This is a genomic window from Streptomyces sp. NPDC045968 (assembly GCF_056430475.1).
Genome location: NZ_JBWKLF010000004.1, coordinates 646,704 through 660,713 on the forward strand (window position 1 = coordinate 646,704; position 14,010 = coordinate 660,713).

The 14,010-nt window shown below is 71.2% G+C and carries 12 protein-coding genes; 6 read left to right on the plus strand and 6 right to left on the minus strand.

Going from position 1 to position 14,010, the window contains the following annotated elements:
• Positions 1-12: 12 nt before the first annotated feature.
• Positions 13-1,257, plus strand: a complete 1,245-nt coding sequence (locus AC07FA_RS15685) for a helix-turn-helix transcriptional regulator (RefSeq protein WP_479075901.1) — start codon at positions 13-15, stop codon at positions 1,255-1,257.
• Positions 1,258-1,318: 61 nt separating this feature from the next.
• Here AC07FA_RS15685 and AC07FA_RS15690 read toward each other — a convergent pair whose 3' ends face one another.
• Together AC07FA_RS15690 and AC07FA_RS15695 are read right to left on the minus strand one after the other, a co-directional pair.
• A complete protein-coding gene (locus AC07FA_RS15690) occupies positions 1,319-2,656 on the minus strand; it encodes an FAD-binding oxidoreductase (RefSeq protein WP_479075903.1) in 1,338 nt (445 codons plus the stop codon).
• Complete coding sequence (locus AC07FA_RS15695) at positions 2,653-3,120, minus strand: type II 3-dehydroquinate dehydratase (RefSeq protein ID WP_479075905.1); 468 nt, start codon at positions 3,118-3,120, stop codon at positions 2,653-2,655. The genes AC07FA_RS15690 and AC07FA_RS15695 overlap by 4 nt, the downstream gene beginning before the upstream one ends.
• Before the next feature lie 282 nt (positions 3,121-3,402).
• On the opposite strand from AC07FA_RS15695, the gene AC07FA_RS15700 reads away from it, so the two are divergent.
• From AC07FA_RS15700 to AC07FA_RS15715, 4 genes are all read left to right on the plus strand, one after another.
• Positions 3,403-4,188 (plus strand): thioesterase II family protein, encoded by a 786-nt coding sequence (locus AC07FA_RS15700; RefSeq protein WP_479075907.1) that lies wholly within the window; start codon positions 3,403-3,405, stop codon positions 4,186-4,188.
• Positions 4,189-4,193: 5 nt separating this feature from the next.
• Positions 4,194-5,207 (plus strand): 3-dehydroquinate synthase family protein, encoded by a 1,014-nt coding sequence (locus AC07FA_RS15705; protein WP_479075908.1) that lies wholly within the window; start codon positions 4,194-4,196, stop codon positions 5,205-5,207.
• 97 nt (positions 5,208-5,304) lie between these two features.
• Complete coding sequence (mhpA, locus tag AC07FA_RS15710) at positions 5,305-7,002, plus strand: bifunctional 3-(3-hydroxy-phenyl)propionate/3-hydroxycinnamic acid hydroxylase MhpA (protein ID WP_479075909.1); 1,698 nt, start codon at positions 5,305-5,307, stop codon at positions 7,000-7,002.
• Between the two features lie 108 nt (positions 7,003-7,110).
• Positions 7,111-7,575, plus strand: coding sequence for a nuclear transport factor 2 family protein (locus tag AC07FA_RS15715; RefSeq protein WP_479075911.1), 465 nt, complete (start codon positions 7,111-7,113; stop codon positions 7,573-7,575).
• 106 nt (positions 7,576-7,681) lie between these two features.
• Here the strand turns inward: AC07FA_RS15715 and AC07FA_RS15720 are convergent, their stop codons facing one another.
• The 4 genes from AC07FA_RS15720 to AC07FA_RS15735 are packed head-to-tail and all read right to left on the minus strand — an operon-like array spanning position 7,682 to position 11,611.
• Positions 7,682-8,599, minus strand: coding sequence for an ROK family protein (locus tag AC07FA_RS15720; protein WP_479075912.1), 918 nt, complete (start codon positions 8,597-8,599; stop codon positions 7,682-7,684).
• Between the two features lie 50 nt (positions 8,600-8,649).
• Positions 8,650-9,345 carry an HAD-IA family hydrolase gene (locus tag AC07FA_RS15725; RefSeq protein WP_479075914.1) on the minus strand — a complete coding sequence of 232 codons (696 nt, stop codon included), beginning with the start codon at positions 9,343-9,345 and terminating at the stop codon, positions 8,650-8,652.
• Positions 9,342-10,442, minus strand: a complete 1,101-nt coding sequence (locus AC07FA_RS15730; protein ID WP_479075915.1) for a Gfo/Idh/MocA family protein — start codon at positions 10,440-10,442, stop codon at positions 9,342-9,344. Before AC07FA_RS15730 ends, AC07FA_RS15725 begins: the two co-directional genes overlap by 4 nt.
• Positions 10,439-11,611 carry a DegT/DnrJ/EryC1/StrS family aminotransferase gene (locus AC07FA_RS15735; RefSeq protein WP_479075917.1) on the minus strand — a complete coding sequence of 391 codons (1,173 nt, stop codon included), beginning with the start codon at positions 11,609-11,611 and terminating at the stop codon, positions 10,439-10,441. The genes AC07FA_RS15730 and AC07FA_RS15735 overlap by 4 nt, the downstream gene beginning before the upstream one ends.
• A gap of 351 nt (positions 11,612-11,962) precedes the next feature.
• On the opposite strand from AC07FA_RS15735, the gene AC07FA_RS15740 reads away from it, so the two are divergent.
• A partial coding sequence (locus AC07FA_RS15740) for an AMP-binding protein (protein WP_479075919.1) occupies positions 11,963-14,010 on the plus strand: 2,048 nt, incomplete at its 3' end.

Sequence of the window (14,010 nt, forward strand, 5' to 3'; positions counted from 1 at the left end):
CCCTCACGCTGTATGTCCGGTTCATGTGACACGGCGCGTCTGCTGGCACTCTCCGACGACGCGTGGCGCAGCGGCCGGCTCCAGGACGGCATCACCCTCGCGAGGACAGCCACCCGGGGAGCGTGCGACGCGGGCACCGACCTGTGCGTGTTCCACGCGGACATGCGGCTGGTGCTGCTCCTCTCCCAGATACGCGACTTCGAGCAGGCGCGCCGGATACTTGACGCGTCCGACGGTTCCCCCGCGATGAGCGAGGACGGCATGTCCGCCGTCTCCATGCTGGTCAGGGCGCAGGTGACCGCGGCCGCCGGAGACCTCGCGGCAGCGATGGACCTGGCCAGGCTGGGACTGGTCGCGGCGGAGGAGGCCGGTCTGCGGGCCTGGAACCCGCTCGGCCACTTCGTCCTCGCGTCGGCAGCCCTGCGCCAGGGAGACCTGGCGACCGCGATCCGCTACGCCCGTCAGCTCCAGGAAGACGCCGTGTTCGGCCGGGAGATGCTGCCGGCGGGCCAGTCGGCCTGGGCCGTGGTCCAGGTCGCCGAGGTCGACCGGGGCCGGGAGAAGACGGCGCCGCTCGCCGCCGAACTCCTGATCTCGGGCTCGGTCACCCGGCAGCTGTTCATCGCCGAACCGGCCGCGGCCCCCTGGCTCGTACGGCTCGTGCTGGGCTTCGGCGACAAGGCTCTGGCCGCGGAGGGAGTCCGGGAAGCGCGCCGGCTCGCGGAGCGGAACCCGGGGGTGCACTCCGTCGAAGCGGCCGCCCTGCACGCCGCCGGACTGTTCGAGGGCGACACCGCGAAGCTGCAGATGGCCGCGGAGCTGCACGCCGATCCCTGGGCACGGGCCTCGGCCATCGAGGACCTCGCTGTGCTGGTGGCCCGTACGGAGTCCTGCCGTCCCGAGGCGGCCCAGAAGTTCGAGGAGGCGATGGGGATCTACCTGAAGGCGGGATCCCTGCGGGACTCCTCGCGCGTCAGGAGCCGTCTGCGCTCGATCGACGCGAGCCCGCACCCCAGGGACCCGGGCCGGCCGCGCAGTGGAGTGGCGAGCCTGACGGACACCGAGTACGCGGTGGCGAAGCTCGCCGCGCAGGGTTTCACCAACGGCCAGGCGGCCGACCAGCTGTTCCTGTCCCGCCACACCGTGGCCTTCCACCTGCGGAAGATCTTCCGCAAGGTCGGTGTGTGCTCACGCGTCGAACTGGCCAGGGAATGGCGGTTCCTGGACGTCGAAGGCGCCGCCGGCGAAGGAATGTGACATGGCGTCCCATTCCTCCGGCCGGTCGGTCCGCCGTGGGCTCCGATGTGCGGTCCGGCTGTCAGACCAGTGCCGAGGGCTTCACATTGGGGTTGCGGGAGAACACGTTCTCCGGGTCGTAGGCGCGCTTCACCGTCTGCAGCCTGGCGTACGTCGCAGGCGGGTAGGCGGCAGCGATGTCCTCCGCGTCCGCTTCGCTGAGGAAATTGCTGTACGCGCCCTGTACATACGGGGCCAGAGACGTCCAGAAGCCGGCGAGCGCCGGAGCGGCGGCGGCGTTCTCCTCCCGCGTGCCCATGTTGATCGTGTTCATCAGCACCTCGGAATCGCGATGGGCGAAGGCCGTCGCATCCGCCGGCACGCGGTTCACGGCACCGCCCAGGCTGCGGAACTCCAGGAACAGCGTCCGGAACGCGCCTGCCCCCGTGAGAGCGGCATCGATGAACGCGTCGCTGCAGTCGGGCACGAACCGGCTGCGCACCGTCGGCTCCCAGCCCGGCGGCAGCCCGCCGGACGGCGCGAGCACCTTCGTGGCCGGAACCACGTCGATGTTCTTGCTCTCCACCGTCCCCAGCTCCAGCAGCGGCGCGATCGCCTCGTCGCCGTTCTCCCCGGCGTAGCAGAAGAGCACCGTGATCGGGGCCGGGGTGTCACCGCGCGTGGGGAAGAGCGTCACATGGGACATCAGGTCGTCGGGCGCCCGGCGCATGTGGCGCGCCCACCCCTTGAGCACGGTGGCGGCCTCGGTGCCGGGGTAGACGACGGAGCCGTACTGCACCCGCTCCAGCGGGCGCGCGGTGATCTCGAAGGACGTGACGATCCCGAAGTTTCCGCCTCCGCCGCGCAGCGCCCAGAAGAGCTCGGGATTGTCCTCGGCGCTCGCCCGCAGCAACCGTCCGTCGGCGGTGACGAGTTCGGCGCCAACCACGTTGTCCAGCGCCAGCCCGTCGGCGCGCGCCGTCCAGCCGATGCCGCCGCCGAGCAGGAGCCCGCCCACGCCCACCGACGCCGTGTCACCGGAGGAGAAGGCGAGGCCGTGCCCCTCCAGGAAGTCGGCCACCTCACTCCAGACCGCACCCGGGGAGACCCGTACCCGGTGCCGCGCCTCGTCGACGATCTCGATGCCGTTCATCGGCGACAGGTCGATGACGATGCCGCCCTGGCTGGTGCCGAACCCCGCCAGGCTGTGCTTGCCGCTGCGGACCGACACCTCCAGCTCCTGCTCGCGCGCGAACAGGACGGCCCGGCGCACGTCGGCCGTGTCATGACAGCGGACGACGGCCGCCGGTGCGCCCTTGCGGGAGAACACGTGGCGGACCTGCTCGTAGGCGTCGTCGCCCGGCAGGACGACGTCGCCGGAAAGGTCCTCGGACAGTGCGGTGACCGCCTCGTTGTTCATGAACTCCGCTCCATGTCATCGATGTTCTCGACGGGATTGAGATGCATCAGCGCCCGGGCGGCCAGCCGGTAGCCGAACGCTCCCATCCCGACCACCACACCGCTGGCCAAGGGGGCCATCACCGACTCGTGCCGGAACTGCTCGCGCGCCCACACATTGCTGAGGTGCACCTCGATCCAGGGGCGTGGGTACGCGGCGAGCGCGTCGCGCAGACTCCAGCCGGCGATCATCAGGGCACCCGGATTGACGATGGCGCCCACGGTGTTCGCCCGGTGCTCGTGCACGGCCCGGACGAGATCGCCCTCGGACTCGTGCTGCACCGAGTGGACCTTCCACCCCCGCCCGGCCAGCTCGTCGCCGACCGAGGCCGCGATGTCCGCCAACGTGTCCGTGCCGTACACATCGGGTTCGCGTTCACCGAGAATCCCGAGATTGGGACCGTTCAGAAGAAGAATTGCGCTCAAGGGCCACCTCTTGTATCGGAAGCGCATTGCGGCGAGGTGCGTCAGGCTGCCTGCGCCGCATTCGCACGTACGCGCAATCGTGCGCGTTCCGCCGCGCGAACGGCATCGCCCATGTTGACAGTCGTGGAATCGGGCACGGCGGTGAACTGTCAGGCTGAGGGATGCCGTACGGACTCCGTGTTCCCTAACCTCGGCCTATAGCCACGGGAACGTCCCAGGGCTGAAGGGGAACGCTGTCGAAAATTCCCTGCGCAGCCCGTTGAAAAAGGAGAGTCGCCGGCCATGCCGCAATCATCGGCGCGCAAGGACCTGTGGGTTCGCCGCTATCACCCGGCACCGGACAGCCCGCTGCGTCTGGTGTGCCTGCCGCACGCGGGCGGGTCGTCGACCTTCTACTTCCCGGTGTCCAAGGCGCTTTCGCCCGCGGTCGAGGTGCTCGCGATCCAGTACCCCGGCCGTCAGGACCGGCTCGCCGAGCCGGGTATCGAATCCATTCCGGAGCTGGCGGACCAGATCTTCGCCGCGCTCCAGGAGTACATGGACCGGCCGTTGGCCCTGTTCGGCCACAGCATGGGCGCGGTACTCGCTCACGAGCTGGCCCTGCGGATGGAACGCGCGGGTCTGGAAGGGCCGGAACGGCTCTTCGTGTCCGGTCGGCGGGCCCCCTCCTGCCGCCGCGACGAGGACGTCCGTCTGTGGTCGGACACCGGGATCCTGAACGAACTGAAGGCCCTGCACGGCACGGACGAGGGCATGCTCGCCGATCCGGACGTCCTCGACATGATCATGCCGGCGATCCGCAGCGACTACCGCGCCGTCGAGAGCTACCGGTACGACACCGAGGCGATGCTCGGCTGCCCGGTCACCGTACTGACGGGGGACAGCGACCCGCGGGTCACACCCGGTGAGGCCGCGGAGTGGCGCGAGCACACCACGGGCGCGACGGATGTCCATGTCTTCCCCGGCGGGCACTTCTTCCTCAGCGACCGCGGCGCGGAGGTCATCGCCCTGATCGCGCGGCAGCTGGCGGAGGGCACCGCCACGGCCACGACCGCCACGGCCCGTTGAACGCCGTGCGGATCGACGTCGAGCTCGGTGAGCGCTCGTACGCCGTCCACATCGGGCCGGGCGTACGCATGCTGCTGGCCGACACCGTGGCAGGGGCGGGGGCACGCCGGGCAGTGGTCGTGACCGCGCGCGGGCCCGGGTCGGTACCCGACCCCGGCGTCCCCGTACATCTGGTGGAGGTCGCCGACGGCGAGGCGAACAAGAACCTGGCCGCTGTCGAGGCACTCTGCCGGTCGTTCGCGGAGTCCGGGCTGACCAGGGACGACATCGTCATCTCCTGCGGCGGCGGCACCACCACCGACCTGGTCGGCCTCGCCGCCTCCCTCTACCACCGGGGCACGCCCGTCATCCACCTTCCGACGTCCCTGCTCGCGCAGGTGGACGCGAGCATCGGCGGGAAGACCGGCGTCAACCTCCCCACCGGCAAGAACCTCATCGGCGCGTACTGGCAGCCGAAGGCGGTGCTCTGCGACACCGACTACCTCGACACCCTGCCCCCTCGCGAACGGCTGAACGGCTTCGGCGAGATCGCCCGCTGCCACTTCATCGGCGCCGGAGACCTGCGGGACCTGCCGCTGCGTGAACAGATCGCCGCCAGCGTGGCCCGCAAGGCCGAGATCGTCGCCGCCGACGAGCGCGACACCGGCCTGCGCCACATCCTCAACTACGGCCACACGCTGGGCCACGCGCTTGAGCGGGGGACCGACTTCGTGCTGCGCCACGGCGAGGCGGTCGCCATCGGAACGGTGTTCGCCGGACGTCTCGCCGGAGCGCTGGGGCGCATCGGCCAGGACCGGGTGGCGGAGCATCTGGACGTGGTGGAGCACTACGGTCTGCCGACGCGCCTGCCGGACGGGGTGGACACGGAGCGACTCGTCGACCTGATGCGGCGGGACAAGAAGGCGACCTCCGGGCTGTCCTTCGTCCTGGACGGACCGAACGGGGCGGAACTGGTCAGGAATGTCGATGAGTCGACTGTCCTGGACTGCCTCCGGGCGATGCCGCGGCACAGCCACTGACCCGGTGTTCCGGATGTCAACGGGGGCGCGCCCGAGTCCCCTCAACCCAACGGTGTCGCGCGACACGACGACACCATCCAAGCGGAGGCCAGCCAGCATGCTCACCGGACCGTCGGGCGGCCTCCGCCCGGACGCAGCCACGCCCGCCGACGCGGCGACCGGCACGGGCACAGGCCCGGACAAGGACACCGACACGGACATCGTGGTCGTCGGATACGGGCCGGTCGGCGGCGTGCTGGCCATCCTGCTCGCCCAGCACGGGTGGCGGGTGACGGTGCTCGAACAGCGCGCCGAGCCGTACCTTCTCCCGCGCGCCACCAGCTTCGACGGCGAGACCGCCCGGCTCATCGCGGCCACCGGCATCGGCCCCCAGGTGGGCGAGTTCACCGAACCGGCCAACGGCTACCGGTGGCAGAACGCGGCCGGCCAGGCCCTGCTGGACATCGACTTCGCGCCCGTCGGCCCGTACGGCTGGCCCGACGCGAACACGATGCACCAGCCGGCCCTCGAAGCCCGCCTGGCCACCCGGCTGTCCTCGCTCCCCGGCGTGGAGATACGGCGCGGGGAGCGCGTCGTCGACATCGTCGACAGCGGGGACCGCGTCGAGGTGACCGCCACCGCGCGGAACGGCGCGACACGCACCCTCGGCGCACGGTGGGTCGTCGGCTGCGACGGCGCCCGAAGCTTCGTACGCGAACGGCTCGGCGTCCCCGTCACCGATCTCGGCTTCTCCTACGACTGGCTGCTCTGCGACGTCGAACTCGCCGAGCCGCGCACCTTCACCCCCAGCAACGTGCAGATCTGCGACCCGGCGCGCCCGACGACCCTGGTCGCCAGCGGTCCCGGGCACCGACGCTGGGAGTTCATGCGCCTGCCGGGCGAGAGCAACACCGAACTGGAGCGGCCCGAGACGGCGTGGCGGCTGCTCGCGCCCTTCGACGTGACACCGGCCAACGCGAAGCTGCTGCGCACCGCCACCTACACCTTCCAGGCCCGCTGGGCGGACCGGTGGCGGGTGGGCCGGGTGCTGCTGGCCGGTGACGCCGCGCACCTGATGCCGCCCTTCGCGGGGCAGGGCATGTGTTCCGGGATCCGGGACGTCGCCAACCTGGCGTGGAAGCTCGACCTCGTACTGCGCGGCCTGGCCGACACCTCGGTGCTCGACAGCTACACCACGGAGCGCCGCAAGCAGGTGGAGGAGTCGATCCGCTCCTCGGTCAAGCTCGGCAAGGTCATCTGCGTGTCCGATCCGGCCGCGGCCGCCGACCGGGACGCCGCGATGCTCGCCAACGCCCAGACCCGTACGAGCACGCGGCCCGAGCCCGCGCCGCCGCTCTCCGGCGGGCTGCTCTACCAGCGGTTCACCGGAGTGACCGCGCCGCCGGCCGGTGAGGTCGTACCGCAGGGCCGGGTCCGGCACCGAGGCCGTACCGGGCTCTTCGACGACGTGGTCGGAGGCGGTTTCGCACTGCTCACCACCGAGAACCCGGAAACGGCGCTCGGCGCCGACCGGCTCGCCTTCCTGGCCGGCCTGGGCGCCCAGGTGGTCCGGCTGGTGCCGGGGGACGCCGACGGCGGGCCGTTTGACGGGGGCGGGGCGGCGACCGTGGCCGACCTCGACGGTGTGTACCTCCCGTACCTGGAGCGCTGTGACGGGACGTCCCTGCTGGTACGCCCCGACTACCACGTCTTCGGAGCGGCGAACGGAGCCGCGGAGGCGGCGACGCTCGTCGACGACCTGCGGGCCCGGCTCACGGGTGCGGCCGTGGCCCCCAGATCCCGGCTCGGGATCTGACCCTCCGCCCCGCACCCCGCACCCCGCGGACCAGCAAGCCGCAGTCCTCAGTCGTCATCGACTCGTCCGTTCACCCATGTACCCCTGCACCGACCCTTGGAGGTCTCCATGTCCCAAACGCTCACCCCGCGCGAGGTGTTCAACCGTGTCATCGACGGTGTCACCAAGCTTGTCGCGGGCGACGCCTCCCAGGCGGAGGAACTCGCCTCGCTCTACGCCGAGCACACGCGCGTGGAGCACCCGATGGCGCCGCTCGGTGACACCCCCCTGCTGACCCGCGCCGAGCTGCGCAAGCACTTCGCCGAGGGCCCCGGAAAGTCCGCCGCCGCCGGTCTGCGGGACTACCGGGCGGAGGACGTCGTCATCCACGAGTCGACCGACGCGGAGGTGGTCGTCGCCGAGTTCACGTACCGCGGCACGATCGGGGACAAGGCGCTGGCCCTCCCGTGCGTCTACGTCCTGCGCGTCCGGGACGGACAGATCATCGAGTCCCGCAACTACACCAACCACCTTGAGGGCTCCCGGGTGTTCGGCCGGCTCGACGAGCTGTTCGCCCGGATGAAGGAGCTCTGACCCGACGTGGCCTGACCGGTGGCAGGCAGAAGGCCCGGTCGGGTGGGACGGCTTCACCGCCGTCCCACCCGACCGGGCCTTTCCGTGTCCGCCGTCCGCCCGTCCGTCAGAGCGAACGGGCCAGCGAGCACGCGCCCCGCAGCGACGACAGGCCGCCCAGGACGGCCGGCCCGACCGGTGACGTCGGCCCGCCCGGGCGGGCCAGCCGGACCACCTGGCCGGCGACCGAATCGACGAACCCGGGAAGCCCGTCGGCGAAGCCGCCGCCGATCAGGGTGAGCTGCGGATGCAGCAGCTCGTGTACGCCGACCACCGCGGCGGCCAGCGCCCGGCTCGACTCGTCCACGGCGGCAGCGGCCCACGGCGCACCTCGGAGCATCCCCTCCCGCAACGCCTCGAAGGTGACCTCCGAGCCCCGCAGCCGTGCCGCCCGTCGCAGTGTGGCCGGGCCCGACGCGACGGCCTGAAGGCAACCCAGGCGCCCGCACACACACGGGGCGCCGTCCCGGTCGACGATCAGGTGCCCGATCTCGAAGGACCCGCGACCGGGCCCGGGGTGGCTCGCGCCGCGGTCGACGAAACCGCCCCCGACACCGGTGCCCACCCCCAGGTAGAGCAGGTGGTCACAGCCCGCCTCGCCCGCCTCGGCGAGCGCACCGAGGTCACCGTCGTCGGCCCAGCCGACCAGCGCCTCGGGAAACAGCTCCCGCAGCGACGCGCCCAGATCGACCCCGGCCCACTCCGGCCTGTTCGGCCACGCCACGACCCGGCCGGAAGAGGCGACGGTGGCCGGCATGGCGACACCCACCGCCCGGAACCCCTGGCCGGTGCGGGCGCCCGTACGGGCGCGCAGCCCGCCGACCGCGTCGGCGAGCTGCGCGAGATCTCCCGCGGCGCTGTGGCGTTCGTTCCAGGGGAAGGACACCTCGTAGGCGTCCTCGCCCTCGGTCTCGACGCGGAGGGCGACCTTCGTGCCCCCGATGTCGATACCGAGATGGCTCACCGTCCCCACCGTGCGATGCACTGCCCGTCTCCTCGGTTCTCTCTGAGGTTCTCTCGGATCTCCCGGCTCTCTCAGAGGGCGGGCACGGCCGGACAGACCGCCAGCAGGTCGGCCGGTCCGCGCAGGATCACGTCGGGACCACAGGCGAGCAGCTCCTCCTCGTCGATGGTCGCCCAGACGGCGGCGGCCGTGGCGACGCCGGCGCCCCGCGCGCTGGCCATGTCGGTCGGAGCGTCGCCCACCATGATCGCGTGCTCGGCCGGTACGTCCAGCAGTCGCAGCGCGTGGAGCACGATGTCCGGCGCGGGCTTCGGGTGGGGGATCTCGTCCGACCCGATCACATGGTCGAAGTGCGGCAGCAGACCGAGTACGTCGAGCAGCGAACGGGCCCGTGCCCCTGCCTTGCCCGTCGCCACGGCGAGCCGCAGGCCACGGGCGCGCAGGGTCGTCAGCAGATCCGCCATACCGTCGAAGACCTGCACCTGCGGCGCGAGCCGGTAGCTCTCACGGACGAAGGGCTCCTCCATCTCCAGCGGGAGCCCCATGATCTGCATGATGTCGGTGAAATAGCGGCCCTGGTGCCGCTGATACTCCTCGAACGGGGCGGGCCCGTCACCGACCACCTCGGCGTAGGCGAGCGTGAAGGCCTCGTTCATGACGGCAAGGCTGTCGACGATGACGCCGTCCAGATCGAAGATCACGGCGTGCCTGACCGGCGACAGCGTTGCCGTGGTCGTGTCGGACGGTTCGACCGGGTTGGTTGTCATGACATTCCTAGGGGGAGGAGGGGGGAAGGGGCGTCCGTCGGACGGGCGGACTCGTAGAAGCGCTCGGTGATCCGGATGTTCCTGCGGATGTCCGCGACGGCCCTGCCGCGGTGCGCGGGATCGCCGAGCAGCCGTGGCAGATCGTCGAGCTGGCGGCCGTACTCGACGCCGATCGGCTCGACCGGCAGCACGATGTCCTCGGTGTGGCCCGCACGCGTCAGCGTGAGCGTCGGCACGGGCTCCCGGTTGGGGCTGAAACCGAAGACGCACCGCAGCGTGGCGGTGCCCGCGCTGCCCTCGACCTGGATCAGCGTGAGATCCCGTGCCGCGTGCGAGGCCCAACTGGCGCGCAGTGCGACCGAGGTACCGCGTTCCGACACCAGGAATCCACGGGCCGTGTCCTCCACGTCACCGCGGAGAGCAGCCTGTGGGCTGTCCTGCCGCCATGCGGCGCCCCACGAGGGGTCGTTGACGAAGTCGTCGGAGGTCGTACCCGTCACCTGGGCCATCGGGACAGGCCCGAGGACTCCGTCGAGCACGTCCAGCAGATGCCAGCCGAGGTCAAGCAGTACGCCACCGCCGGCCTGGCTGCGGCTGGTGAACCAGCCGCCCGCCTTCGGGACGCCGCGCGCCCGGGTCCAGGCCAGCTCCACATGGCGGATCCGGCCCAGCGAGGGCACCAGGCCCAGCAGGGCGCCGACGTCGCCGCGGTAGCGCGAGGCGCTGCCGGCGAGCAGTACGGCGCCACCTTCGGACTCCGCCCGGGCCAGCTGCTCCGCCTCGGCCGAGTTCAGGCAGACCGGCTTCTCCACGAAGACCGGAATGCCCCGTGCGAGCAGGTCGGCCGCCACCGCGGCATGCAGATGGTTGGGCACCGCGACCACGGCGAGGTCGACCGACCCGCGGTCGAGCGCGTCCACCCGGCTGTGGACCGCCGTGTCCGTGCCGGGGCCCAGGTCCTGTTCGCAGGCGGCCCGCGAGGCGGGACTGGGGTCGACGACGGCCACGAGGTCGAACGCCGGATGCTCCCGCAGCCGGGGGAGCCACAGCTCGCGGCCCGCCCAGCCGAGTCCGACGACAGCGACCCGGACACTCATCGGGCGGCCAGGGCTTCGGCCACCACCTCGGCCACGATGGCCGCGGTGGTGTGCATGTCCTCCTCGGTGCCGAGCAGCACGCGGTGCTGCAGCCAGACGCAGTCCCGCGTGATGGCCTCGGTGTGGGGGCAGAGCGCGGCGAGCTCGTCCACCGTCATCTCCGGTGCGCCGATCTCCCAGAAGGCGTCGGTACGGTAGACCGCACGGAAGGCGACGAAGGCCGGCAGCCCCCGGGCGACGAGCGACTCGACCAGCGCGTTGCGGCCTTCCTCGCTGATGCCGGGGATCCGGAACATCGCCATGTAGTGCGCGTTGTGGTCGGCCCGCGGGTCCACGGACTGCGGGACCACACCCGGAATCTCGCGGAGCAGCTCCGCGAGGACGGGCCAGCGCTGCTGGCGGGTCTCGATCTGCGAGTCCAGGCGTCGCAACTGCGCACGCAGGACGGCCGCGGAGAACTCGTTGAGCCGGAAGTTGGAGCCGCTCGTCTCGTGGAAGTACCGGCGGTCGGTACGGGGACGGCCGCAGCTGTGGCGGACGAAGGCCTTCTCGTACATCTCCGCGTCCGAGAACAGCACGGCGCCGCCCTCGCCCGCGGTCATCAGCTTGCCGTTCTGGAAGCTGAAAGCGGACACCGGGCTCAGCTCGCCGACCCGCTTGCCCTGCCACCGCGCGCCGTGCGCGTGCGCGGCATCCTGTAGCAGCGGGACGCCGGTGTCGGCGGAGAGCTGCCCCAGGGCATCCATGTCCGAGATCTGACCGGCCATGTGCACGGGCATGATCGCCCGCGTCCGGGGGGTGATCGCGGCGGCGGTCGCCACCGGGTCGATGCAGTACGTGTCCGGGGCGACGTCCACGGGAACCGCGACCGCGCCCAGGCGCTGCACCGCCTGCGACGACGAGATGAAGGTGAACGCGGGGACGATGACCTCGTCGCCCGGACCGATCCCCATCACCTGGAGGGCGAGTTCCAGTGCGTGGGTGCCGTTGGTGACGGCCAGCGCGTAGGGGGCGCCGTGGAACTCGGCGAACTCCCGCTCGAAGGAATCCACTTCACTGCCGCCCATGCGCCACCACTGACCCTGCTCCAGCGCACGGATCAGGCCGGTCCGCTCGTCGTCGCCGAACTGCGGCCAAGCGGGGAATTCCGGTGCCTGTCGGGAATTCATGAATCTCCTAAGTCTCCCGGCTGAGCGGGAATGTGATCCGACGGCGCCCGGGACAGTCATGCCGCTGATGGGTGCATCATCCCGAAACACCGTCACCGTGCTGGATATCGCCAACGAATTGCCGTGGACCGACATGGGTGATGACACGGACGGCATCGTGGCTGGGTTTTCCACAGGGTAATCCGGCACCTCCGGCCGGACATCCCCAGGTCTGGTAGTGATCGACCCCGAAAACGACCCCTACCAGGGTGAGGGATGTTGTGCCGCCGTGCCTCGAACTAGCCTGGCGGCAAGCCCAGTTTTGGGACTTCTCTCGTAAACGATTCTGGATATTCCGGAAGGTGTGGCGTCATGGTGCAGGGCGAAATCATCAAGCCCCTTCCGGAAGTTCTCGTCGAGCACGCAGAACAGTTCGGTGAGAAGACCGCCTTCGTGGACCGCGGCCGTGCCGTCGGCTACCGGGAGCTGGAGGCGAGGACGGCCCGGCTGGCCGGCCACCTGGCCGATCTCGGCCTCCGGCGCGGCGATCGCGTCGCCATCCTGCTCGGCAACACCGTCTCCACCGTCGAGAGCTACCTGGCGATCGTCCGGGCCGCCGGTGTCGGTGTCCCGGTCAACCCGCGGGTCACGCCCGCCGAGCTCGCCCACATGCTCCGTGACAGCGGCGCCCGGTTCGTCATCACCGACCCCGAGAACGCGGCCGAGCTGCACCGGTCGGCCGACGGGACGTCCGGCCCCACCCTGCTCGTGACCGGAGACGGGCCGGTGCCGTCCGGCTGCCACTCCTACGACGAGCTCGCCACCGTCCCGGCGGCCGCCCCGGCCAGGGACGACCTGGCGCTGGACGACGTGGCGTGGCTGTTCTACACCTCGGGCACGACGGGCCTCCCGAAGGGCGTCCTGTCCACCCAGCGCAACTGTCTGTGGTCCGTCGCCTCCTGCTACATCCCCGTCCCGGAACTCGCGGCGGACGACCGGGTGTTGTGGCCCCTGCCGCTGTTCCACAGCCTTTCCCACATCGCCTGCGTGCTGTCGGTCACCGTGGCAGGCGCCACCGCCCGCATCATCGACGGTCACTCCCCGCAGGACGTGCTCGACGCACTCCGCGAGGACCGCTCGACGTTCCTGGCCGGCGTCCCGACGACGTACCACTACCTGGTCGAGGCGGTACGGGAGAGCGGCTTCACCCTGCCCGAGCTGCGCATCGGACTCGTCGGCGGCGGCGTGACCTCCGCCGGTCTGCGCCGGTCGTTCGAGGAGGCCTTCTCCGTACCGCTGGTCGATGCCTACGGCAGCACCGAGACGTGCGGGGCGATCGCCATCAACGCACCGTACGGAGACCGCGTCGACGGCTCCTGCGGTCTTCCGGTACCGGGCGTCGGAGTCCGGGTCGTCGACCCCCGCACCTGCGAGGACGTACCGGCCGGGCACGAGGGCGAAGTGTGGGTGCAGGGGCCGAACGTCATGGTCGGCTACCACAACAACCCGGAAGCGACCGCCGAGGCGATGCGCGACGGCTGGTTCCGCACCGGTGACGTGGCCCGCCGGGACGAGGCAGGCCACCTCACCATCTGCGGCCGCATCAAGGAACTCGTCATTCGCGGCGGCGAGAACATCCACCCGGTCGAGGTGGAGTCGGCACTGCGCTCCTTCGACGGCGTGGCCGACGTGGCGGTCGCGGCGAAGCCGCACGAGGCACTGGGCGAGGTCCCGGTCGCGTACGTGGTCCCCGGCCCGTCCGGCTTCGACGCCGAGGCGCTGCTGACGCACTGCCGCGAGCACCTGTCCGCGTACAAGGTCCCGGAAGAGATCCACGAGATCGACTCCATCCCCCGCACCGCGTCCGGGAAGGTCGTCCGGCACCGGCTCGCGGGCCTGCCCTCGCGCCTGAGGATCGCGGCGGAGCCGACCGCGACGTCGTTCCGGCTCACCGAACCCGATCCCGCGGTCCTCGTCACCCGCCGGGCGAGCTTGTCCGGACTGGCAGAGGGCGCACAACTGCGCGTACTGGAAGGGCTTGTCCGCACCCAGGCCGCGGAGGTGCTCCGTCTCTCCGGACCCGAGGACATCGCGGCCGACCGCGCCCTGCGCGACCTCGGCTTCACCTCGCTGGCCGTGGTCGAACTGCGCAACCGGCTGGTCCAGCACACCGGGCTTCGGCTGCCCACCACGATCACCTTCGACCACCCGACCCCGCGGGCCCTGGCGGCGCACCTGCGCGCCGAGATCCTCGGCCTCGCATCGCCGCCGGAATCGGACGCCGCCGAACCGATGGCCACGGACCCGGACGACCCGATCGTCATTGTCGGTATGGCGTGCCGCCTGCCGGGTGGTGTGGCGGGTCCGGAAGACCTGTGGCAGATGGTGAGTGAGGGGCGTGATGGTCTGTCGGGTTTCCC